This window comes from Lentzea sp. NBC_00516 (assembly GCF_036346835.1).
Classification (GTDB): Bacteria; Actinomycetota; Actinomycetes; order Mycobacteriales; family Pseudonocardiaceae; genus Lentzea; species Lentzea sokolovensis.
This window is the reverse complement of the sequence record NZ_CP107840.1, coordinates 1,036,028-1,057,996: the sequence shown is the minus strand read 5'-3', so window position 1 is coordinate 1,057,996 and position 21,969 is coordinate 1,036,028. Positions and strand designations below refer to the sequence as shown.

At 68.7% G+C, this 21,969-nt stretch carries 27 protein-coding genes; 13 read left to right on the top strand and 14 right to left on the bottom strand.

Annotated elements, in window-relative coordinates:
- Positions 1–47 precede the first annotated feature (47 nt).
- A complete protein-coding gene (locus tag OG205_RS04585; RefSeq protein ID WP_330274978.1) occupies positions 48–617 on the bottom strand; it encodes a TetR/AcrR family transcriptional regulator in 570 nt (189 codons plus the stop codon).
- Between the two features lie 90 nt (positions 618–707).
- On the opposite strand from OG205_RS04585, the gene OG205_RS04580 reads away from it, so the two are divergent.
- Genes OG205_RS04580 through OG205_RS04570 form a run of 3 tightly spaced genes read left to right on the top strand, consistent with a single transcriptional unit; the run spans position 708 to position 3,112 of the window.
- Entirely contained in the window at positions 708–1,676 is a 969-nt protein-coding gene (locus tag OG205_RS04580) for a ketopantoate reductase family protein (protein WP_330274977.1), read from the top strand.
- The gene (locus OG205_RS04575; RefSeq protein ID WP_330274976.1) at positions 1,673–2,878 is read left to right on the top strand and encodes a cytochrome P450; all 1,206 of its coding nucleotides are present in this window, start codon (positions 1,673–1,675) and stop codon (positions 2,876–2,878) included. Before OG205_RS04580 ends, OG205_RS04575 begins: the two co-directional genes overlap by 4 nt.
- 39 nt (positions 2,879–2,917) lie before the next feature.
- Complete coding sequence (locus OG205_RS04570; RefSeq protein WP_330274975.1) at positions 2,918–3,112, top strand: ferredoxin; 195 nt, start codon at positions 2,918–2,920, stop codon at positions 3,110–3,112.
- Positions 3,113–3,180: 68 nt separating this feature from the next.
- Here the strand turns inward: OG205_RS04570 and OG205_RS04565 are convergent, their stop codons facing one another.
- The 3 genes from OG205_RS04565 to OG205_RS04555 form a co-directional block, all read right to left on the bottom strand.
- Positions 3,181–3,939, bottom strand: coding sequence for an HD domain-containing protein (locus OG205_RS04565; protein ID WP_330274974.1), 759 nt, complete (start codon positions 3,937–3,939; stop codon positions 3,181–3,183).
- A complete protein-coding gene (locus OG205_RS04560) occupies positions 3,914–4,867 on the bottom strand; it encodes a GlxA family transcriptional regulator (protein ID WP_330274973.1) in 954 nt (317 codons plus the stop codon). Before OG205_RS04560 ends, OG205_RS04565 begins: the two co-directional genes overlap by 26 nt.
- Before the next feature lie 84 nt (positions 4,868–4,951).
- Entirely contained in the window at positions 4,952–5,275 is a 324-nt protein-coding gene (locus tag OG205_RS04555; RefSeq protein WP_330274972.1) for a hypothetical protein, read from the bottom strand.
- 45 nt (positions 5,276–5,320) lie between these two features.
- Here OG205_RS04555 and OG205_RS04550 point away from each other — a divergent pair, with 45 nt between their 5' ends.
- Both OG205_RS04550 and OG205_RS04545 read left to right on the top strand, forming a co-directional pair.
- Complete coding sequence (locus OG205_RS04550) at positions 5,321–6,307, top strand: DJ-1/PfpI family protein (RefSeq protein ID WP_330274971.1); 987 nt, start codon at positions 5,321–5,323, stop codon at positions 6,305–6,307.
- A 188-nt stretch (positions 6,308–6,495) separates the two neighbouring features.
- Positions 6,496–6,867: a VOC family protein gene (locus OG205_RS04545; RefSeq protein ID WP_330274970.1), complete on the top strand. Its 372-nt coding sequence runs from the start codon at positions 6,496–6,498 to the stop codon at positions 6,865–6,867.
- Here OG205_RS04545 and OG205_RS04540 read toward each other — a convergent pair.
- Positions 6,864–7,181 (bottom strand): STAS domain-containing protein, encoded by a 318-nt coding sequence (locus OG205_RS04540; RefSeq protein ID WP_330274969.1) that lies wholly within the window; start codon positions 7,179–7,181, stop codon positions 6,864–6,866. The genes OG205_RS04545 and OG205_RS04540 overlap by 4 nt on opposite strands.
- Before the next feature lie 157 nt (positions 7,182–7,338).
- On the opposite strand from OG205_RS04540, the gene OG205_RS04535 reads away from it, so the two are divergent.
- Positions 7,339–8,259 (top strand): sensor histidine kinase, encoded by a 921-nt coding sequence (locus tag OG205_RS04535; protein WP_330274968.1) that lies wholly within the window; start codon positions 7,339–7,341, stop codon positions 8,257–8,259.
- On the opposite strand, the gene OG205_RS04530 is transcribed toward OG205_RS04535, so the two are convergent.
- Genes OG205_RS04530 through OG205_RS04515 form a run of 4 tightly spaced genes read right to left on the bottom strand, consistent with a single transcriptional unit; the run spans position 8,193 to position 9,772 of the window.
- Entirely contained in the window at positions 8,193–8,693 is a 501-nt protein-coding gene (locus tag OG205_RS04530; RefSeq protein WP_330274967.1) for an MSMEG_6728 family protein, read from the bottom strand. The genes OG205_RS04535 and OG205_RS04530 overlap by 67 nt on opposite strands.
- 4 nt (positions 8,694–8,697) lie before the next feature.
- A complete protein-coding gene (locus OG205_RS04525) occupies positions 8,698–9,153 on the bottom strand; it encodes a general stress protein (protein ID WP_330274966.1) in 456 nt (151 codons plus the stop codon).
- 37 nt (positions 9,154–9,190) lie between these two features.
- Positions 9,191–9,379, bottom strand: coding sequence for a DUF3072 domain-containing protein (locus OG205_RS04520; protein ID WP_330274965.1), 189 nt, complete (start codon positions 9,377–9,379; stop codon positions 9,191–9,193).
- 57 nt (positions 9,380–9,436) lie between these two features.
- A complete protein-coding gene (locus OG205_RS04515) occupies positions 9,437–9,772 on the bottom strand; it encodes a hypothetical protein (protein WP_330274964.1) in 336 nt (111 codons plus the stop codon).
- A 120-nt stretch (positions 9,773–9,892) separates the two neighbouring features.
- Between OG205_RS04515 and OG205_RS04510 the strand changes: the two genes are divergently transcribed.
- The gene (locus tag OG205_RS04510; RefSeq protein ID WP_330274963.1) at positions 9,893–10,249 is read left to right on the top strand and encodes a DUF6401 family natural product biosynthesis protein; all 357 of its coding nucleotides are present in this window, start codon (positions 9,893–9,895) and stop codon (positions 10,247–10,249) included.
- A gap of 45 nt (positions 10,250–10,294) precedes the next feature.
- Here the strand turns inward: OG205_RS04510 and OG205_RS04505 are convergent, their stop codons facing one another.
- The 3 genes from OG205_RS04505 to OG205_RS04495 all read right to left on the bottom strand — a co-directional run bounded on the left by OG205_RS04505 (position 10,295) and on the right by OG205_RS04495 (position 13,264).
- Complete coding sequence (locus OG205_RS04505) at positions 10,295–11,104, bottom strand: mechanosensitive ion channel family protein (protein WP_330274962.1); 810 nt, start codon at positions 11,102–11,104, stop codon at positions 10,295–10,297.
- An 80-nt stretch (positions 11,105–11,184) separates the two neighbouring features.
- Positions 11,185–11,361, bottom strand: a complete 177-nt coding sequence (locus OG205_RS04500; RefSeq protein ID WP_177320336.1) for a hypothetical protein — start codon at positions 11,359–11,361, stop codon at positions 11,185–11,187.
- Positions 11,362–11,485: 124 nt separating this feature from the next.
- Positions 11,486–13,264: a hypothetical protein gene (locus tag OG205_RS04495; RefSeq protein ID WP_330274961.1), complete on the bottom strand. Its 1,779-nt coding sequence runs from the start codon at positions 13,262–13,264 to the stop codon at positions 11,486–11,488.
- A 136-nt stretch (positions 13,265–13,400) separates the two neighbouring features.
- Between OG205_RS04495 and OG205_RS04490 the strand changes: the two genes are divergently transcribed.
- From OG205_RS04490 to OG205_RS04465, 6 genes are read left to right on the top strand one after another with little or no spacing between them, the layout of a single operon-like run.
- Entirely contained in the window at positions 13,401–14,408 is a 1,008-nt protein-coding gene (locus tag OG205_RS04490; RefSeq protein ID WP_330274960.1) for a LacI family DNA-binding transcriptional regulator, read from the top strand.
- 14 nt (positions 14,409–14,422) lie between these two features.
- Positions 14,423–16,018, top strand: a complete 1,596-nt coding sequence (locus tag OG205_RS04485) for an FAD-dependent oxidoreductase (protein WP_330274959.1) — start codon at positions 14,423–14,425, stop codon at positions 16,016–16,018.
- A gap of 16 nt (positions 16,019–16,034) precedes the next feature.
- A complete protein-coding gene (locus OG205_RS04480; protein WP_330274958.1) occupies positions 16,035–17,228 on the top strand; it encodes an ABC transporter substrate-binding protein in 1,194 nt (397 codons plus the stop codon).
- Positions 17,225–18,112, top strand: a complete 888-nt coding sequence (locus OG205_RS04475) for a carbohydrate ABC transporter permease (protein ID WP_330274957.1) — start codon at positions 17,225–17,227, stop codon at positions 18,110–18,112. The genes OG205_RS04480 and OG205_RS04475 overlap by 4 nt, the downstream gene beginning before the upstream one ends.
- Positions 18,102–18,935, top strand: coding sequence for a carbohydrate ABC transporter permease (locus tag OG205_RS04470; protein WP_330274956.1), 834 nt, complete (start codon positions 18,102–18,104; stop codon positions 18,933–18,935). The genes OG205_RS04475 and OG205_RS04470 overlap by 11 nt, the downstream gene beginning before the upstream one ends.
- Complete coding sequence (locus OG205_RS04465; RefSeq protein WP_330274955.1) at positions 18,932–19,822, top strand: alpha/beta hydrolase; 891 nt, start codon at positions 18,932–18,934, stop codon at positions 19,820–19,822. Before OG205_RS04470 ends, OG205_RS04465 begins: the two co-directional genes overlap by 4 nt.
- 53 nt (positions 19,823–19,875) lie before the next feature.
- On the opposite strand, the gene OG205_RS04460 is transcribed toward OG205_RS04465, so the two are convergent.
- On the bottom strand, positions 19,876–20,940 hold the full coding sequence (locus OG205_RS04460; protein WP_330274954.1) for a family 2 encapsulin nanocompartment cargo protein terpene cyclase: 1,065 nt from the start codon (positions 20,938–20,940) through the stop codon (positions 19,876–19,878).
- Positions 20,940–21,794, bottom strand: coding sequence for a geranyl diphosphate 2-C-methyltransferase (locus OG205_RS04455; RefSeq protein ID WP_330274953.1), 855 nt, complete (start codon positions 21,792–21,794; stop codon positions 20,940–20,942). The genes OG205_RS04460 and OG205_RS04455 overlap by 1 nt, the downstream gene beginning before the upstream one ends.
- Positions 21,795–21,969: the final 175 nt, after the last annotated feature.

The following is a 21,969-nucleotide window of genomic DNA, read 5'->3' as shown; positions in this document are numbered from 1 at the left end:
CCGTCCACGTTGGACACCCACCGGCGACCAAGCCGTGCCGAGGCCGGTCACAGCGGGCGGCGCAGCCCGTCCAGCAGGAGGGTGATGACATCGTCGGCCTCGGCCCGCCAGCCAGGGCGGTCATGGCCCGCGGAGATGCCGTGCAACGCCATCATCACGGCACCGGCACCCACGTCGTCGCGCACGGTGCCGTCGCGCACGGCGGCGGCAACCAGGTCGGTGACGGCCTGCTCCAGCGCGCGGCTGCCCTCGGCGAGGGCGGCCGCGCGGGTGGTCATGAGCGTGGACAGCGTCCGGGCCAGGCCCTCGTGGGCAGCTATGTGCTCGACCATGCCGCGCAGGAACGTCGCCAAAGCCTCCGACGCGGGCAGCTCGTCCCGCAACTGGCGGACACGGTCGCACAGCGCGGCGATCTCTCCGTGGTAGACGGCCTCGGCCAGCGCCTCCCTGGTGGGGAAATGGCGGTACAGCGTGCCCGTGCCCACCCCGGCCAGACGGGCGAAGTCATCGAAGCGCAGGTCGAAGAAGCCACCGGCGTCGAAGACCTCCCTGGCCGTGGCGAGCAGGGCGTCGCGCTTGCGCTGGGCGTCGGCCCGGAGCGGCTTGTCTGCGGTCATGCGCCACCTCGCGTTGACAAATGGAGATGACCTCCATATTTTCGAAAGTGGAGATCTCCTCCAGATCGATCGTATCCCACGAGGTGCAGCGTGAAGATCCTGATGTTCGGCCGAGGTGTGATCGCCACCATCTACGGCTGGGCCCTGCAACAAGCGGGACATGACGTCGAGTTCTACGTCCGGCCGGGCCGCGCGGCGACGTACGGGGACGCGGTGGACCTCGACCTGCTCGATGCGCGGCGCCGGGTGTGGGGACAGCGCGTCGTCGAGACGTGGCCGGTGCGCCTGCGCGAGACGCTGGAGCCGGACCACGACTTCGACCTGATCGTGCTCAGCCTGCCGCACCACCGCCTCCCGGAGGCGACGGCCTTCCTGTCCCCGCGCGTCGGCCAGGCCACGGTGCTGGTCTTCGGCAACCTCTGGACCGAGCCCCCGGCCGCGATCGGCGACCTCCCCGCCGACCAGGTCGCCTGGGGTTTTCCCCAGGCCGGTGGCGGTTTCGACGCGGACGGCGTGCTCCGCGGGGCGCTGCTGCCGTCGGTGTTCTTCGGCACCTTCGGCCGGCCCCCGACCGACCGGGAACGGGCCGTGCGCCAGGCGTTCGGCGAGGCCGGGCTCCGGCTCAAGGAGCGGCCTGACTTCCGCGGCTGGCTGTGGGTCCACTTCGTGTCGGATGCCGGCCTGTTCTCCCAGGGTCTGCGGCTGGGTTCCCTGTCCGAACTGGTCGGGTCGAGGGGCGACCTGCGCGAAGGGCTGCTGGCCGCCAGGGAACTGCTGCCGCTCCTCCAGGCGCGCGGCATCGACCTGAGACGTCACCGGGGAGGTGTGCTGCTGTTCCGGGCACCCACCTGGCTGACAGCCACCGCGCTCGCCTGGCTGACCGCTCATGTCCCGATCGCGCGCTTGAGCCTCGCGGCGCACTCCGACCCCGACGCCGAGGAGCCGCGTGAGGTCTGCCGGGACACCCTGGCCGAAGCACGACGGCTGGGCATCTCGGTACCGCGACTGGAAGCAGCCGAACCGCACTTCGCCCTCGACGTCGTGAAAGGACAGTCATGACCACCACCGAGAAGCACGAGTTCCCCATGGCCCGCACGTGCCCGTTCGCGCCGCCGCCCGCGTACGAGGAGATCCGCGAAGAGGAGCCGGTCTCGCGGGTTCGCCTGCCCGACGGCGGGTGGGCCTGGGTGATCAGCCGCCACGAAGACGTGCGCACCGTGCTGAACGACCGGCGGTTCAGCGCCGACCGGCAGCATCCGGACTTCCCGGCGCTGGTCCAGGGCGAGGCGGCGTCCCGGCGGCCGGACGAAGAGCGCATGTTGCTCGCGATGGACGCGCCCGAGCACGGGCCGGCGCGCAGAGCCGTGCTCGGCGAGTTCACGGTGCGCCGGCTGGAGGCGCTGCGGCCGCGGATCCAGGAGATCGTCGACGGGCAGATCGACCTGCTGCTGGCCGGGCCGCGGCCCGGTGACCTGGTGGAGTCGCTGTCGCTGCCGGTCCCGTCGCTGGTGATCTGCGAGATGCTGGGCGTGCCCTACGCCAACCACGAGTTCTTCCAAGAGCACACGGTGAAGGTGATCAAGCAGTCGACACCGCCCGAGGAACGGTGGGCGTCCGCGAAAGCCGTCCAGGACTACATGATCGACCTCATCGCGCAGAAGGAGGAGAACCCGCCGGACGACCTGCTCGGGCGGCAGATCGTCAAGCTGCGCGCGGACGGCACCTACCGGCGGACGGCACTGGCCGGCATGGGCTTCCTGCTGCTCGTGGCCGGCCACGAGACGACAGCGAACATGATCTCGCTGTCGACCGTGGCGTTCCTGCGCAACCCCGAGCAACTCGCGATGATCAAGGCCGACCCCACCAAGACGCTCAACGCGGTCGAGGAGATGCTGCGGTACTTCACGATCGTCGACGTGGCGACGGCCCGGCTGTGCGTCGAGGACATCGAGGTCGGCGGGCAGCTGATCCGCGCGGGCGAAGGAGTGCTGGCGCTCGGTTACTCGGCCAACCGGGACCCGCGGGCGTTCGAGAACCCGGACGAGCTCGACATCGAACGCGGCGCACGCCACCACGTCGCGTTCGGGTTCGGGCCGCACCAGTGCCTGGGCCAGAACCTGGCCCGGATGGAGCTGCAGATCGTGTTCGACACGCTGTTCCGCCGCATCCCCGGCCTGGAGCTCGCGTCGGACGTCGACGAGCTGCCGTTCAAGGACGACGCGAACATCTACGGCCTCTACCAGCTCCCGGTGACCTGGTAGAGGCCCGACCGCCACCCCCATCTCAGGAGGAGAGGGCCCGTGCAGATCATCGCGGACACGAGCAAGTGCGTCGGTGCCGGACAGTGCGTGCTCACCGAGCCCGCGCTGTTCGATCAGAGCGACGACGACGCAACCGTCATCGTGCTGAACGAGACACCGGAGGGCGAGCTGGTCGCGAAGGCACGCGAAGCGGCGCACGTGTGCCCTGGCCAGGCCCTCTCCCTGCAGGAGTGAGGTTCTGGTATCGCCGGCTTCAGACGTAGAAGCCGCTGCCCGACGCCGAGACGTCGGGCGCTACGGGATCAGGACGCGCCCCACCGTGTGATGAAGTCGAGTTCCAGGCCGTGAACGGAGCGGTAGAAGATGTCGGCGGCCGAGAGATGCGGAGCTTTGGCGCGATTGCGCTCGACCTGCCCGACGACGACGGCGGGCATGACACTGGTGACGTCGAGCCGAGGGAACGCATCGTTGATGACCACGGCTTCCTCGTCGGACATGAAGTCGGAATCCTGTCCGAAGTCGAGGGCGCTGCCGGCGAAGGTGAGTTCACAGACAATTCCTTTGCGCTGCGCGATCCCCGGCACGGTGTGGAGCGCGATCGCGTCCCAGACGATGTCGGTGGTTTCCGGCTGCACCCCGTGCTCGCGCAGGAACTCGACAGCGAGATCGGCGCCCGCGATCTCGAAGCGATCCGGACGAGCGTCGCCCTCGTCCGACAGTCCGAGGTCGTGCAGCACGGTGGCGAAGAACAGCGCGTCGTCGTCGTAGTCGACATCTCGCCGGAGACCGCGGTGCTCGGCCAGTTTGGTGGCGAACAAGTAGGTGCGCAGACTGTGATGCGCGACCGAGGTCTCCTCGCTGGACAGAACTCGCTCGGCCACGAGCTTGCGCAGGGGTGATGACAGCAGTGCCGGATCGGTCAGACCGGGTGCGGGTGTGCGTTCCATGCGGAAATCGTGGCTTTCGTGATCGCCACGGACGAGAGGCACGATTGCCGTTCTGCGATTCTTTCTTGCCGCCCAGCGGCGTTGACCGCTATGCGGCCGGAGAACTGTCCTCACGGCAGTACGCCCTTCGGTAAGCCGAAGGGGAAAGCCCGCAGTTCTGCGAGAAACGAGCTCGGAAGTTGGCCGCGGTACCAAGACCGCTGTCGCGGGCGATCTCATCGATCGAGGCATCGGTCTGTTCCAGGAGCTGCTTCGCGTGATCGATGCGCGCGACGGCCATCCATTTCATCGGCGGCATCCCGGTCTCAGCGACGAAATGGCGGATGAACGTGCGTTGGGACAGGTGCGCGTGCGCCGCCAGTTGCCGGAGAACCAGCGGTTCGGCGAGCCGCTCGAGCGCCCAGGCACGGGTCGCGGCGGTGGTGCCCCCCTGTGCCACCGGAAGATGGCGCTTGATGAACTGTGCTTGGCCGCCGTCGCGGTGTGGAGCGGCCACCGCGTTACGCGCGGCCTGATTGGCGACTGCCGCACCGTAGTCCTTGCGAACCAGGTGCAGGCAGAGGTCGATGCCGGCGGACGTGCCGGCGGAGGTGAGCACGGTCTCCTCATCGACGAACAGCACGTCGCGATCGACGATGACGTCGGGGTGCTCTCGTGCGAGACGCTCAGCGTGGATCCAGTGCGTTGTCGCTCGCCGCTGTCCGAGCAGTCCTGACTGGGCAAGAGCGAAGGCGCCCACGCAGAGCGACACCACGCGCTTCGATCGTTGCAGGCAGCTCCGGAGTGCGTCGGCCACATGCGGCGACAGGCCCTCTTCGAAGGCGTACGCGGGCACGATCACCGTGTCCGCGTACCTCAGGTCCGTCAGCGTGCCCGCCCCCGACAGGCGCAAGCCGGCGTCGGTGGTGACACCGGCTTGTGTCGGTGTCACCACCGACAGCTCGTACAGGTCGTCCAGAGACCCGAAGATTGTGAGCGGCATGCCGAACTCGAATGCCAGAACTCCTTCGAGGGCAAGCAATGTGACGCGGTGACCGGCCATGACCGGAAACTACCGCAATGCGACGAAGTGCTGTGCCATGGACTACGACCGGCAGATGCGCCTTCTCCTGGGTTCGCGGCGTTCTCAGTCTCCCCATCGGGCCGCCATGTTCCGGTCGTGGCCCATGTTCTCGGTCGTCAGGAGATAGAGGGCCAGTGAGGCGAGCGGGGCCTTGGCGGGGTTGGCTTTCGCCTGCCCGACGATGGCGGCGTGCAGTGCCACCGCGTAGAACACTTCGAGTGGGTGATAGTCCTCATGGCTTCGCATGTGCAACTGGTCGACGAGAAGCTCCGCGTAGACGTACGAGCGGATGCAGTGGTTGGCCACCGGCTCGGTGACCGCGGATCGCAGAAAGTCAAGGGTTTCCGTTGCGAGTGGTTCGGACAGCAGTGTCGGGATCCGGATCATGACAGCAACTCTGCTCACGCGACGGAACGACCACCAGATGCTGAAATGCCGACTTCCGCGCCATTGTTGCCACGGCCGAGCGTGGCGACCGCCCCGCTACCGCACAGCCGACAAGGACGCGATTCTTCGGTCGCGGTGGCAGGAAACTGTCGCAAAGCGGCAACCCTGCCCATAGCCGACGGGTGGGCAACGCCACGAAGATCGACCAGCTGGATCACTCTCGTGGTCAGCCGCATCGCCGCGCAGGTCCGTTGCCGGGCCCGGCACGCGACGCTCACCTGCTCTCAGTTGGGGAGATCCATGACAGAGCAACGATCCGTGTTGATTCCTGACAAGCCCGCCCTGCCGGCGGTGACCGTCGGCATCCTCGTGTTCGACGGCGTCACGCTGCTCGACGTCATCGGTCCGCACACGGCGTTCACGCTCGCGGGCATGCACGTCCAACTCATCGCCGAGACCCTCACACCGATCAGCACGGACACCAGCATCCGTCTCACGCCTGATGTCACGATCGATCAGAGTCCTCAGCACCTCGACATCATCTGCGTGCCTGGCGGCGGAGTCGGCGACGCCATGTCGAGCACCCAGCTGTGTGACTTCTTGCGTGCTCGCGCCACAACGGCGCGGTATGTCACGTCGGTGTGCAGCGGCGCGCTCGTCCTCGCGGCAGCGGGACTGCTGGACGGCTACCGCGCCGCAACGCACTGGGCGACGCGGGACGTCCTGGCAGGCCTCGGCGTCGAGGTGTCCACCGAGCGTGTCTGCATGGACCGCAACAGGATCACCGGCGGCGGCATCACAGCAGGAATCGACTTCGGACTGACAGTGGTGGCGGAGCTTCTGGGCCGCGACATCGCCGAATTCGTCCAACTGGGGATGGAGTACGACCCGCAACCTCCCTTCGACACCGGCTCACCGGAGAAGGCCGGCGTCGACCTGACAAACCTGTTCACGACCGTTACCAAGCCGGTTTTCCAACCCCTCGCTGACGCTGCGGCACACCTGTTGACCCAAACACGTGACCGGCTCTAGACGACTGTCAACTGCTCTGTGGACAGGCAGTGGACTGCAACTCACCGCAGCCGGTTCGCCGGGCAAACCCGCGGGAGCACGCGCTCGGCAGGCGGCCTGGTCGCCGCCAGGCGGATCGCGAACGCGAGAGCGTGCGAGCTACCGGCTGATGCCGCCGATGCTCCAGCCGCGGCAATAGGCTGGCGCGCATGACATCTGTGTTGCAGAACGTGGCGATCGACTGCGCGAACGCCTACGAACTGGCGCTGTTCTGGAGCAAGGTCACCGGTCGCCCGATGCACCCCGACGACAAGCCGGGCGACCGGGAGACCGAGGTGCTGCTGGCCGAGGGCCCGGTGCTCTTCTTCAACGAGGTGCCCGAGCCCAAGACCGTCAAGAACCGCCTGCACCTGTGCCTGCGCCCCGACACCTCGCGAGACGAGGAGGTCGAACGGCTGCTGGGCCTCGGCGCGACGTTCGTCGGCGATCACCGCAACCCCGACGGGACCGGCTGGGCGATCCTGGCCGATCCCGAGGGCAACGAGTTCTGCGTGCTGCGCAGCGAGTCCGAGCGCGCCTAGGCCGGCGCCATGGCCTCCAGCACGCTGGACCGCACGCCCAGCACGCTCATCAGTTCCAGCGCCTGCAACGGCCGCAGCACCGCGGCGGTGTTCGCGACGATCACGAGCGCGCTGCCGCGGCGCAGGCAGAGATCCTGGTGGTCGAGCAGCAGGCCGATGCCCTGGGCGCCGAGGAAACGCACGCCGCTGAGGTCCAGCACGACGGACGCGGGTGGGGTGACCGTACGCACGGCCTCGCCGAGACAGTCGGCCAGGTTGTGGGCGGTCGAGACGTCGATTTCGCCGGCGACGCGTACGAGAACGGTGTCGCCCACTCTCTCGCGGGTGGAGCGGAAGGGCACTTGACCGTTGGGGAGCACGCGGCAACCTCCAGTAGGGACGGCACGAACGACCGTCACAGGGGCTGGCTGCTCAACCCAACTAGAACGGTATCGCAGTTCACGGCCGTCGGCGCGCGTAGCATCAGTTATCGTGACCGGTTTCTTCCACGAGACCGCCTTCTACGGCTCAGACGACGACTTCCTCGCGCACGCCGTGCCGTTCCTCGAGAACGGCCTGCGCGCCGGTGAGCCGTCGGTGGTGGCGTGCAACGAGCAGAACACCGCGCTGCTGCTCGGAGCACTCGGCCGCGGCGCCTTGGTGACGTACACGCCGGGTGCGGACCAGTACGCCCGGCCGTCCGAGGCCATAGCCAGCTACCGGCAGCTGTTCGCCGAGCACACGGCTTCCGGCTCACAGCAGATGCGCGTGGTCGGCGACGTGCCGCATCCCGGCATGGGCGCGCCGTGGGACTGGTGGGCCCGTTACGAGGCCGCCGTGAACCTGGCCTACGCCGAGTTCCCGGTGTGGGGCCTGTGCCCGTACGACACCAGGACGACGCCCGCCGAGGTGCTGGCCGACGTGGTCCGCACCCACCCCAACATCTCCACCGCGCCCGGCACGCACGAGCCGAACCCCGGCTACCGCGAGGGTCTCGCGGCATCGGCGCAGGTCCCGGACGTGCTGGAACAGCGCGTCCCGCTGGTCGAGCTCGTCGACCCGACCGCCCGCTGCGTGCGCGAGGCGGTGGGGACGGCGATCGGCGAGATGGGCCTGACCGAGGATGACGCGCACGACGTGGTCTACGCGGCCAGCGAGATCGTCACGAACGGCCTGACGCACGGCGTCGCGCCGGTCCGGTTCCGGTTGTGGTCGGACGACTCGCGCGTGGTGGTGACGGTGACCGATCGGGGCGCCGGCCCGTCCAACCCGCTGGCAGGCCTGATGCCGACCGCCGAGACCCTGTCCGCCGGGCTCGGGCTGTGGATCCTGCACCGCACGTGCGACTACGTGTCGATGTGCCGGGACGACGACGGGTTCACGGTGCGGGTGAGCATCGGCGGCCAGACGTAGGGCAGGTCGTCCGGCACGTCGGGAAAGTACCGGCGGTAGTGCGCGGGAAACTTGCGCACCAGGGCCGACCGGTGGCTGCGGTGGAAGTCCTCGTCGCCCAGCCAGCCCGGCAGGTCGCCGGCCTCGGCCAGTTGCTGCTGGGTGCGCACCACCACGACGTTCCTGGCGTGCGCCAGGTCCGACCGCATCATCTCTTCGCGCGTGTCGGGGAACCCCAGCTCACGCCACGCGGCACAGACCTCCAGGCCGTACCGCACGAGCGCTTCCTCGTGGCCGGCCCACATCTTCACCGCCGGGTGGTGGCGCCAGCCGTAGCCGGGCACCACCAGCCCGCGCTGGACCTGGATCGTCTCGACGCGTTGCTTGCCGAGCCTGCTCCGGTCCAGCACGTGGGCCGACTCGGCGAAGTCCGGGTACGGCAGGAAGGTCTGCATCGGCTCAGAGCACGTACTTCGCCGCCCGCGCGGCCTGCTCCTTGTCGACGTGCACCTCGTACCGCCGCGCCTGCAGCGTCATGACGCTCGCGAAGTCACGGCGCCCGCGGGTGGTCCAGTGCGCCACGAACCCGAAGACCGCGCCCCAGAAGGCACCGACCACGAGGCTGATGAACACGAACCAGGCCCAGGTCTGACCGGCGGTGAACAGGCCGAAGAGCAGGCCGATGAACACACCGAACCAGGCACCGCTGGCCGCGCCCGTCACCGCGGCGCGGCCTCGCGTCATGCGCCCGGTCACCTGCTCGACCGTCCGGACACCGTCACCGATGATCCGCACGCTCTCCACCGGGAACCCGTCGTCGGACATCCGGTCCACGAGCCGCTGGGCGTCGAGGTAGTCCGGGTAGCTCGCCAGCAGGGAAGACTCGGTCCGGGTCACTTCGTGCTTGATGTCCACGTCCTCCGGTTACCCGCGGGCGCGGCGTCCAACACGATCAACTTCCCCGGCCGGTCTTCTCCTGGAGCCGGTCGATGAGCTGCGACGCCTCCACCTTGGTGAGTTCGGCCGGCACCTCCTCGTCCGCTTCCTGAGCGAGGGTGTGCAGGTACGACTCCTGTGGACCGGTCATCGGCTCGTCACCGGTCGTCCAGTCCTGCGGGTCTTTCTCCGGCGTGCGGTTCACCGCGATCCCCTTCCACTCGAACGTACGTTCGAGATACCCAGGGCGTCACGGGTCCAATCACCGATGGAGGACGACATCACCAGGAGTCGAGGGAGCCGGTACGGCCGTTGTGCGAGAGGCACGGCTGAGCAGGCGGTGAGCGACGGTCAGCAGAGTCCGGGCTTCCATCCGCTCGCCGTAGCGCAGGTGCTCGCTCGCGGCTTCGACATACCCCATGAGCTGCGGCGACACGGTGGTGTGCGCGGCCGAGCACGCTGCCAGTGCCTCCTTGAGTCCTCTGCGGGCCTCGTCTTCGTCAATGCCCGCCAACGCGGTGCAGACCGCGTTGTCCAGCTTCTCCAGAGCGGTCGCGCACTGCTGCCGCGACGACGGTTCGTCGAGTTCGGTGGTCATGGTCATCGCCTGCCTTCACAGCCGGATACTCCGCGCCGACTGCTTGACGCGCACGCGCCCGTATACCCGGTTCGAGCGCCGTCAAACCGTCGCTTCACCGGGCGCGGCTACGGTGTCGGGATGCGTGTGACCTGGCGCGAGAAGAACGCGCGACAGTGGATCTCCGAACTCTCCGACCGGATCGGTGCGGCCGGGTGGGCGACGCTCGCCCTCACCCCCGCTCTCGCCGCCGAGGTCGACCAGCACGGCGCCGCGGTGCGCGACATCCTCCTGCTCGGTGTCGAAGGCGTAGGCACGGTGGGTGCGGTCGTGCTCCTCGCCGCGTACGGGCGAGGTCTGCTCGACAACGCGCTCGAGTCGGATTGGACACCCACGTCGTGGCTCGGCGTCCGCCTGATGGCCGTGTGTCAGCTCGCGCACGTGCACGACGCGAAGCCGTTGACCGACAGCGTGTCCGCACTTCCGAAGCTCACATGAGAAACGAGGCGCACCCAGGCGGTGCGCCTCGTCGTTGTTCCTCGTTCAGCGGTCTTCCGGCCTCCGCTCACCGAGCACCGGCTCCTCCGGTCGCACGGCGGCCGGCACCGGCGCGGTGACGGGCTCGGCCGGTGCGGAGGTGCCGGTGCGCACGGCGTCCTCACGCCCGCGCTGGTACGCCTCCGCCTGAGCCTGGGCCTGCGGCAGCTCCTGCTCCGCGCGCCCCAGCCAGCCTTCCCACCGCTGCTGCATCGGCCTCACCAGACCACCGCCCACACCGACGACGAGGATGCCGCCGACCGTGGCGAGCACCGCGATCAGGACCGGTGTGGTGACCGTGGTGGCGACGCCGATCTGGTTCAGCGCGGCGATGATGCCCAGCGCCCAGATGAAGATCGACGCGATGTTCGCGAGAACGCGGCCGTAGGACAGGCCGCCCAACGCGCCGCCGATGAAGTCCTTGACCGCGTTGGCGACCGCGCCCGCCACGACGACGATGATGATCGCGACCGCGGCCTTCGGCAGCCACGACACGATGCCGGTCAGCAGCTCGGAGACGGGGTTCGGGCCCCAGACGCCGAACGCGAACTGCAGTGTGATCAGCAACAACGCGTAGTAGACCAGTTTGGCGAGCAGGTCAGAGGCGTCGTACTTGCTGTTCGCGAGCATCCGGCTGATGCCGCCGCGCTCCACGAGCCGGTCGAACCCGACGCGTTCGAGCACCTTGTCGACGAGCTTCGCCACCGCTTTCGCGACGAACCAGCCGATCAGCAGGATCAACAGGAACGCCGCGAGCTTGGGCACGAACGTGGCCACGGCGCGCCAGGCGTCGGTCAGCCCTTGTCCGAAGTCCATGTCGAACTCCCTTCGCACGGGCGCCCGACCGGGCCACCCGCACCTGGCAGTACCCGGTGCGGGCTCACTTCACACGGACTTCACACAACCTGGCGCAGCTCGCGATCGCAGGCGATCAGGTGTTCCCACGTGCGGCCGCGCTGGCTCGGCGGTGCCGAACCGTCCGCGGTGCAGATCGGATACACCAGACCGAACGGGACGGGTTGATCGAACTCGTCTCCGGTGTGGACGTCGACCAGATGACGTACGTGTGCCATCGCGACCACTCCTTCGCATGGATTGCGGAGCCAGCGGGTTTGGGATCACCGAATACCCCGTGAGCTGCGCGAACATGCCTGCTACCACTGCGACATAAGGGTGAACCATTCCGTCCTCAGTGGACTAACGCGCCGTGATCGTGAGGGTGAACGTGCCGTCGTGCGGCACGGTGAGGATCTCCATGCGACGGCCGGGATAGGTGATCGTGGACGCCGGCCGCAGCCGCGGATCCAGTGACCGCGCCCAGTCGAACCGGATCACGGTCCGCCCGCGGGTGAGCGTGAGGCCGCGTGAGTCGAGCGCCACGGTGTCGGAATCCCTTACCACCAAAGGGATCTGTTCGGTCGCCGCGGACTGGGCGCGTACCGACCGCACGACCCGATCGCCCACCGTCACCTCGGTCACCACCGAACCGGACGGCGTGCGGTAGCGGAACCGGTACGGCTCGCCGCCGAGGAACTCCGCCTGCTGCGGGCCGTTCGAGTCCGGCACCTGGCCGGGGAACACGGTGGCCCAGCACGCGTGGTTGTTGTTGTTCATCGACTGCACCAGCGTGCCCGCCACCGGGTGCCACAGGAACGTCAACCCGGTGCGTGCCAACGAGGTCGCGCGGCGGGCACCGAAGTAGCCGCCGACATACCACCGTGGACGCCGCACGAACAGGAAGTCCTGCCCCTGATCGCTCCGCCGCTCGGTGAAGTGCGCGCGGTGGTACGGCAACCGTGCGATCGCGGCCGTCCGCTCGGCACGGCTCGGGTAGCGCTCGCCGTAGATGGCGTGCGCGAGGATGCGCGGTGACGTGTCGGGCTTGACCAACGCGGGCACCGGTGCCGAGGAGGCCGCCCACGCGGCCCGTGCGACGGCCAGGTCCTCACGACTGGACACGAACGCGGCGAGATTCGGCACCTCCGCTGCGAACTGGGCGTTGAGCGCGGTCCGTTCGGGATCGGGCCGCACGTCGGCGTAGAACTTCGACGAGGTGCGCGAGTTCGTGGCGATGTTCGCGAACCAGCCGGAGCCGTCCGGTTCGCGGAGCAGGTTGTAGCCGAGCCAGTCGATGTACCTGCCGGCCATGGTGACGAGGTTCGGGTCGCCGGACTGCCGCCACGCGTCGGCCAGTTCGGGCAGCATGACCTCGAAGTTGTAGTTGGTGTCCGCGCCCGACTCCTCGTAGAAGAACCCGGCGGGGCTCTGACCGACAGTGGTCAGCCGCCGGAACGCCTCGGTGAGCCGCTGTCGCAGCACGGCGTCGGGGTCCTGCTTCAACGCGAGCGCCGACCCCGCGAGCCCGGAGGTGGTTTGGTTGGCCCAGGTGAGCGGCGACTGCCAGACCGTGCCGTTCGACGGGTCGAGGAACCAGGTCATGGCCCTGCGCAGCGCGGCGGAGATCTGGGCCTGCCGGGACGGCAGCGCTCCGGCCCGCTTGAGCAACGCGTTCGTCTTGCTCAGGTAGCCCATGGCGAACCCGGTCGCCGCGAGCGAGTGCTGGTCCGCCGAGTACTCCGGCCACGACCCGTCGGCGTGCTGCAGCCCGAGGTAGTGGCCGAGCCCGGCGTCCAGCGCGGCGAGGACCAAGCTGTTGCCGCGGTACGGGTTCCACGAGCGGGACTGCGTCGCGAACCACGCCAGCGTGTAGACGTGCTCCTGGACGCGGGCGTTGTACGAGACGTTGGGGCTGCGCCACCAGCCACCGCCGAAGAAGCCGCCGGCGTTCATGTCGGAGACCATCGGCGAGACGAGCATCAGGTACTGCGCGAACCGCTGTTCATCGGGCTCGAACAAGCGCCGGTTCGGGGTGACGGGTGGGGGCGCTGGCAAGGCGTGCGCCGGCGTGGGCAGGGTGGCGAGCAATCCGATCGCGGTGGCACCGGTGATCAGGCTGCGTCGGCTGAATGCGTTCACGTGGCCTACCTCCTTGGCGGAGGACACTCGCGCGGCCAGGCGCGGCCCGTCAAGATGCTAATTCGAATTATTACAGGGTTGACGGCGACACAGGTGCTGACGCAGACTCCCTGCCAATTCGAATTGGCAGGTGCTCATGGCCAAGCGGCTCACCCAGCAGGACATCGCGCGGATGGCAGGCGTCAGCCAGGCCACGGTGTCGCTGGTGCTCAACAACCGGACCGACGGCGGTGTCCGCATCGCGCCGGAGACCCGTGCACGCGTTCTGGAGGTCATCCGCAGAACGGGCTACGTCGCGAACCCCATCGCGCGCCGGCTGCACGACCAGCGCAACCGGATCCTCGGCGTCTTCACCTACGAGGCGGTGTTCCCGAGCACCCGCGCGGACTTCTACCAGCCGTTCCTCGAAGGCATCGAGGAGCAGGCCGAGGTGGCCGGCTGCGATCTGCTGCTGTTCACCAGTGCCAAGGCGGCAGAGGGGAAGCGGCGGATCTTCAGCGACGACAGCAGGATCCGGCTCGCCGACGGCTGCGTGCTGCTCGGTCGTTCGATCGACCGCGACGACCTCGCGCAGCTCGTGGCGGAGGGCGTCCCGTTCGTCTCGATCGGCCGGCGTGACGACGCGGGCGGGCCGGTGCCGCACATCGGCGCCGACTACCCCGCGGCTGTGCGGAATCTTGTGGACCGAGCGGTCGCCCTGGGCCACCGCAGGTTCGCATACCTGGGTGCCGGAACGGGCGCGGAGTCGTCGGCCGACAGGCTGCGCGGGTTCAAGCAAGCCGTTGCGGCACACGGCGTCGAGGGCACGCACGTGCAGTTCGCCGGACTCGGCCAGTTGCTCGACGCGGGCATCACGGCCGTGCTCGCCGAGGAGGTCTCCGACGGTGCCGCACTCGTGCTCGCCGCCCGCGAGCGCGGCCTGTCGGTCCCCGGTGACCTCTCCGTGCTCATGCTCGGTGCCGCGACCCGTCCGGCGCCGGACGACGTCCAGCTCACCGGATTCCGCATCCCCCGGCGCGAGATGGGCCGCCGGGCGGTGCAGGCGCTGACCGAGGTGCTCGAACACGGCACCACCCCGCGGGAGCTGCTGGCCTGCGAGTTCGTCGAAGGCACCACCCTGGGCCCGTGCAGGGCCCAGGGTTGATCAGGAGGAACCTGTTGCCGCACAACACAGATGTCGTCGTCGTGGGCGGTGGACTGGGCGGGGTCGCCGCCGCGCTCGCGCTGCTGCGCGCCGGTCGCCGGGTCGTGCTGACCGAGGAGTTCGAGTGGCTCGGCGGGCAGCTCACCAGCCAGGCCGTGCCTCCGGACGAGCACAGCTGGGTCGAACGCTTCGGTGTCACCGCTTCATACCGCGCGTTACGTGACGGCATCCGCGACTACTACCGCCGCCACTACCCCCTGACCCCGCAGGCGCGGGCGTGGCGCGAGCTCAACCCCGGCGCCGGCAACGTGAGCAGGCTCTGCCACGAGCCCCGCGTCGCCGTCGCAGTGATCGACGAGATGCTGGCGCCGTACCGGGGCAGCGGCAAGCTCACGGTCCTCCAGCCCGCCAGGCCGATCTCCGCGCGCACCGACGGCGACCGGATCGTGTCGGTCACCGTCGAGCACAACGGTGCCGAGATCGAACTCGCCGCGCCGTACGTCCTCGACGCGACCGAGACCGGCGAGCTGCTCCCGTTGTCCGGCACCGAGTACGTGACGGGCTTCGAGTCCACTCTGGACACAGGCGAGCCCAGCGCGCCGGAAACTGCGCAACCGGCGAACATGCAGGCGATGTCGGTGTGCTTCGCGATCGACCACGTCGACGGCGACCACACGATCGACAAGCCGGCGCGCTACGACTTCTGGCGCGAATACCAGCCGGACTACTGGGGCGACCGCATGCTGTCGTTCCGCTCCCCCGACCCGCGCACGCTGAGCATCGCCGAGCGCACCTTCACCCCGAACCCGGACGACGACCCGCTCTCGGTCCTGTCCGACCAGCGGCTGAGCGCCGGCGACAGCAACCTGTGGACGTTCCGGCGCATCGCCGCCCGCCGCAACTTCGTCGAAGGCGCCTACGACAGCGACATCTGCCTGGTCAACTGGCCGATGATCGACTACTTCGAGTCGCCGGTGATCGACGTGCCGGACGTGGACAAGCACATCGCGGCGGCACGGGAACTGTCGAAGTCGGTCCTGTACTGGCTGCAGACCGAGGCACCGCGCGCGGACGGCGGCACGGGCTTCCCCGGGCTGCGGCTGCGCGGCGACGTCACCGGCAGCACGGACGGCCTGGCCCAGGCCCCGTACATCCGCGAGTCGCGGCGGATGAGGACCGAGTACACGATCGTCGAGCAGGACCTCTCGCTCGCCGTGCGCGGTGACAAGGGCGCGGTGCAGCACGCCGACGCCGTGGGTGTCGGCATGTACCGCATCGACCTGCACCCCTCGACCGGCGGCGACAACTACCTCGACGTCGCCAGCTGCCCGTTCGAGATCCCGCTCGGCGCGCTCATCCCCCAGCGCGTCGAGAACCTGCTCCCGGCGGGCAAGAACATCGGCACCACCCACATCACCAACGGTTCCCACCGGCTGCACCCGGTCGAGTGGAACATCGGCGAGGTCGCGGGCGCGCTCGCGGACTTCTGCCTGGCGCACCGAGTCACCCCTCGCGCGGTGCGCAACACCCCCGGCCTGCTCGCGGACTTCCAGCACCGGCTGGAACGCGACGGGGTCGAGCTCCGCTGGCCGGACGTGTCCGGCTACTAAGCCCAGGGAGACAACGATGTCCCGCCTCACAGCCTTGATCGTCGCCGCACTGCTCGCCCTCACGGCGTGTTCAGGCTCTTCAGCACAGTCCGGTCCCAAGTCGCTGCGCATGACCGTGTGGACCGCCAACGAGGCGCATCTCAAGCTGCTCAACGAGATCGCGTCCGAGTACAAGGCGTCGCACCCGGACGTCACCGAGATCAAGTTCGACTCGATCCCGGCCGACGGCTACACCACCACGCTCACCACCCAGATCGCCGGCGGCAACGCGCCGGACCTGGCGTGGATCCTGGAGGAGTCCGCACCGGACTTCGTCTCCTCCGGCGCGCTCGCACCGATCAAGGGCAAGGTCGAGAAGGCCGACGAACTCGTGCCCTCGGCCACCAAGCTCTGGGAGAAGGACGGCGAGCTCTACGCCTACCCGTTCTCCACCTCGCCGTTCGGCCTGTTCGTCAACACCGACCTGGTCAAGGACCTGCCGAAGACCTGGGAGCAGGCGGTCGCGGCCGCGGCGGGCAAGAACCTGGTGCTGCCGGACTTCAAGTACCAGAACTGGGCGGTGCTCTCGGCGATCTGGCGCGGCTGGGGCGCGAACGCGTGGAGCGAGGACGGCAGGTCCTGCGGCTTCTCCAGCCAGGAGATGAAGGACGCCATGACGTTCGTCCACAAGGCGATCTTCACGGACAAGGCGATCCCCGGCCCTGGCACGACGGTGGACTTCTTCGCGGGCGACGCGGCCATGGCCGTCAGCCAGATCTCGCGGGCGGGTGCGTTGAAGGAGGCCAAGTTCGGCTGGACGCTGCTGCCGTTGCCGCAGGGCCCGAAGGGTGACTACGCGGTGATCGGCCAGGCCGGCGTCGGTGTGCTCAAGCGCTCGAAGAACGCCGACGCCGCCGCGGACTTCCTCGGCTTCTTCACCAACTCGGCCAACTCGGCCAAGCTCGCCCAGTTCTTCCCGCCGGTCCGCCAGTCGCTGCTCAACGCGGAGACCCTGGCCAAGAGCAACCCGCTGATCAAGCCGGAGCAGCTGCAGTCGGTCGTGATCGACGGCATCAGCAAGGGCGTGGTGAAGCCGAGCCACCAGGGCCAGGAGGAGCTGAACCAGACGATCCGCGCGGCGCTCGACCCGTTGTGGAAGCCGGACGCGAACATCGGCCAGGTGCTCGACGGCGTGTGCGCGAAGATCAAGCCGTTGCTGGAGCGCCAGTGACGTTCTGGACGTATCGCAGGCGCGACAACCTGGTCGGCTACCTGTTCGTCGCGCCTGCTCTGCTCGGCAGCCTCGCGTTCGTGCTCATCCCGTTGGGGCTGGTCGCCTGGTACAGCCTCAACGAGTGGAACGTGCTCGGCGGAACGTTCGAGTTCATCGGCGGCGAGAACTACCAGCGGCTCCTCGCCGACGAGAAGCTGCGTGACTCGCTCGTCTCCACGGCCTGGTTCGCCGCCGGGCTGGTGGTGCTGAACCTGTCGCTGGCCCTGCTGCTCGCGGTGCTGCTCAACCAGAAACTGCGCGGCACCACGCTGTTCCGCACGCTGTTCTTCTCTCCTGTGCTGGTGTCGCTGGTGGCGTGGACGCTGGTCTGGCAGCTCATGCTGCAGCCGGACGGCAGCGTGAACGGGCTGCTGAGCGTGTTCGGCGTCGACGGACCGAACTGGCTGCGGGGCGAGACCACCGCGATGGTGTCGGTGGTCGTCGTGCAGGTGATCAAGAACGTCGGCCTGAACATGGTGCTGTTCCTCGCGGCGCTGCAAGGGGTTCCGGCACCGCTGTACGAGGCCGCGAAGATCGACGGCGCGGGCGCGTGGAGGCGGTTCCGGAGCATCACGATCCCGTTGATCAGCCCGACGATCCTGCTCACGTCGATCATCACGATCGTCGGCTCGTTGCAGGTGTTCGCGCAGATCGCGGTGCTCACCCAGGGCGGTCCCGGCACGTCCACGACCGTGTTGATCTACTACCTGTACCAGCAGGCGTTCCAGTTCCACCACTTCGGCTACGGCGCGACGATCTCGGTGCTGCTGTTCGTCATCGTCGCCGCTCTGACGCTGCTGCAGTGGCGGATGCGCCGGAAGTGGGTGCTCCATGAGTCGTAACGTCTCCAAGCGGAACGTCGCGCTCTACGGGTTGTTGTCCGTCCTGTGCGTGCCGTTCGTGTTCCCGACGTGGTGGATGGTCACCTCGTCGATGAAGCCGATCAGCGAGATCTTCTCCGAGTCGCTGCTGCCGTCGGAGTGGACGTTCTCCACGTACTCCCAGGTGTTCCGGATGCAGCCGTTCGGGCAGCAGTACTGGAACAGCCTCTACATCGCGGTGATCGTCACGGCCGGCACGATGGCCGTCGCGGCGCTCGCGGGCTACGCGTTCGCGCGCATCCGGTTCCCCGGCCAGAACGCGCTGTTCGTGGTGGTGCTGACCGGCCTGCTGATCCCGAGCGAGGTGACGATCGTCCCGTTGTTCCAGATGTTCCAGTCGCTCGGGATGACGAACACGCACTGGCCGTTGATCATCGTGCCGATCTTCGGTGCGCCGTGCGTGCTGGCGATCTTCATCATGCGTCAGTTCTTCATCGCGCTGCCGCCGGAACTGGAGGAGGCCGCCCGCATGGACGGCCTGGGTCGGGCCGGGATCTTCTACCGGATCGCACTGCCGCTCTCCCGCCCGGCACTGGGCGCGGTCGCGATCTTCACGTTCCTGCACTCGTGGAACCTCTACCTGGAACCGATCGTGTACCTGTCCACACCGGACATGTTCACGCTGCCGCAGGCGCTGACCCAGTTCGTCGACATCTACGGCGGTCCGATGTTCAACGTCCAGCTGGCCGCCGCGACGATGACGGCGGTGCCGATCCTGGTGGTGTTCGTGCTGGCACAGCGGCAGTTCATCGAGGGTCTCGCGCACACGGGCGTGAAGGGATGATCGATCCGGAGCTCGCGGCGGCGATCGACCTCTCCCGGCCACCGCTCACGGCGGACGGGATCGCGGCGAGGCGGGCCGCCAACCGGGTCGTCACCGACGCCGAACTGACTCGGGACGGCTCGGTCACGTTCACCGAACAGGACGCGGACGGCGTGCCCGTGCTCGTGCTGCGCCCCGCCGGGGTTGCGGAGGGTCCGCCGGTCCTGCACGTGCACGGCGGCGGCATGGTCGCGGGTACCCGCCGCTCCGACCTGCACGTGCTGGCGGAGTGGGTGTCGGAGCTCGGCGTCACGCTGTTCTCCCCCGAGTACCGCCTGGCGCCCGAGAACCCGCATCCGGCGCCCGTGCAGGACTGCTACCGGACGCTGACGTGGATGGAGCGCAACGGTTTCACCTCTCCGGTCGTCGCGGGCACGTCCGCCGGCGGTGGGCTGGCGGCGGCGGTGACGCTCATGGCCCGCGACCACGGCGGCCCTGCCGTCCGCGGCCAGCTGCTGATCTACCCGATGCTCGACGACAGGTGCGAGACCCCGTCCAGTCACCAGTTCCTCGACGGCACGATCTGGGTCCGCTCGTCGAACATCACCGGCTGGACGGCGTTGCTGGGTGACGCGCGGGGCGGTCCGGACGTGTCGCCGTTCGCCGCTCCCGCGCGCGCCACCGACCTCTCCGGGCTGCCACCGACCTACGTCGACGTCGGCTCGGTGGACGTGTTCCGCGACGAGGCCGTCGGCTACGCGTCCCGGATCTGGCAGGCCGGTGGGAACGCCGAGCTGCACGTGTGGCCCGGCGGCTGCCACGGCTTCGACCAGCTCGCGCCGGAGGCCGCCCTGTCGCGGCGCGCCCGTGCCACGCGCATGGACTGGCTGAGCAGGGTGATCGGCTGAGGTCCTCGCGGCGGTGGGGAGGGAGAGTCACCGCACGCGAGGAGGTCCTGTGGTCACCGGTAACGCGGATGCGTGGTGTGCCATTCGAAGCCGCCGCCCATCCAGGCCTTGGTGCCCTTCAGGAACCGGTGCAGCTCCACCGACGGCACCGCGAGCAGTGCCTTGTGCCCGGCCTCGAAATCGCGCACCAGCTGGTTGTGCAGCTCCACGGTCCGTGCGGTGGCCTCGGCGATCGAGCACTCCCGGTCGGCGGCGATCTGCAGCACCATGTTGCAGACCGGTTGCTCGTCGGCGGCGTCCTTCTCCACCGACACCAGGTCGTTCACCATGACCGACGCCGTGCCCGCGGCCGTGAGCAGCTGCCGCACGCGCGGGTCGTAGTACAGCGGCGCGGGCAGTTCGTAGCCTCCGACGGCGTCGATCAGCGTCATCGACGTGTAGAAGGTGTCGTGCTGCCGGGTCGCGAGGTACTGCCACGCGGGCGGGTAGTTGCCGGTGTGCCGCCAGGCCGCGTAAGCGCCCCACGACACGAACATCGCGAACGTCGAGTAGCAGACCCGTTGCACCACGGTCGCTGTGGTGCGGGACGTCAGGTGCGCGATGCCCGAGCGCAGGCCGACGAGCACCGGGTCGGCGGCGAGCGTCTCCTCCAGTTCGGTGGTGAACTCGGCGGCGGGCGCGACCGGGTCCATCGCGGCCATCGCCAACGCGAGGCGCGGCGGCAGTTCGGCCGGGATCGCGCCCATCTCGGTGCTGTCGGCGTACAGGTCGTCGGCGGCCCACCACGCCGCGTTCAGCTTCGCCGCGATCAGGAGCTGGTCGACGTCGTCGGTGTCCACGTGGGTCAGCACCGCGAGCCGGCCGAACATGCCGCCCAGGAACCGTTCCGGCTCCTCGAAACCGCACTCCCCCGCCCACGCGACGAGGCGTTCGTCGACGGCTGCCGCCAGCACGGCGTCCTCGCGTTCGAGCACCGGCACGTACAGCGGAGGCGCGGTGCCGTCACCCCACGGGCGTTCGGCATAACCGGGTTCGGGCGGCAGAGCAACGGCCTCGGGCCGTCCGAGCCGGGCAGCGGAGGTGCCCAGCCCGGACGGCCCCGTGAGGAGATCCCTCATCAGATGCGGTCCGCGACAATCAACAGGTAGTGGAACGACCCTTCCTTGTAGGCGGTGAGGAACGGGTCCTCGACTCCGGTCGCGACCGACGACTTGGCGCGCAGCTCCCAGTACGGGATGGTGTCCGGCGTCAGGTCGACCACGCTGATCGGCACGAAACCGTTGTCCGCCAACGCCCTGAAGTACTCGCTGCGCGGGTGGATGTTGCAGATGTAGTGCTGGTCGATCTGGCTGACCGCCCGCGAACGGCCGCCCGTCAGGTCGTTGTAGCAGCCGGTGATGCAGACGTACCGGCCGCCGGGCGCGATCAGCCGCGCGAACTCGCCGTAGAGCTGCTGGAGGTCCACGTACATCGTGGTCTCGTTGGTCCAGATGCCGTTGAACGAGCCGGTCTCGAAGCCGGTGTCGAGCATGTTCTTGAAGTGGAAGCGGACCTGGTCCGCGACATCGCGTTCCACGGCCTGGTCGTTGGCGAACGCCACCTGCTGCTCGGAGATGCTGACGCCGTCGACCAGGGCGCCGAACCGGGCGTTGGCCATGAAGCTCGTGCCGCCGCGGCCGGAACCGCCGTCCATCAGGTGGCCGCGCACGGGAACGTCGCCGAACGCGTCCAGCAGCACCTCGGCCTGGGCGGTCTCCAGCCGGTGCATCTCGGCGATGATCGCCTGGTCGCGCACCGCGAGCGGCGCCTCCAGGACCGCGGGGTCGTACTGGCCGAGCCCGTAGTGGTGGTGGTAGAGACCGTCCACCTCACCGAGCTTGATGTTGACCGGGTCCTTCTCCTTGTTCCAGTAGTCCGCGACGGAACGCTGGTAGTCGGTGCGCAGAACCGGCTTCACAGTGGGGCTCGCCATGGTCTGGGTGGCTCCTGTTCGTTGGAACGCTCACTGCCGAACAGGAACTGACCTTTGCAGCTGATGGCCCAGTCAGCGATCCGCCGTTCAGGCTTGGTTCGGACACGAACGGGTGGCCCGGCAACCAACCGGATGACAGCGGGAAGCGGGATTCCACGCCGCCTGGCAGAAATCC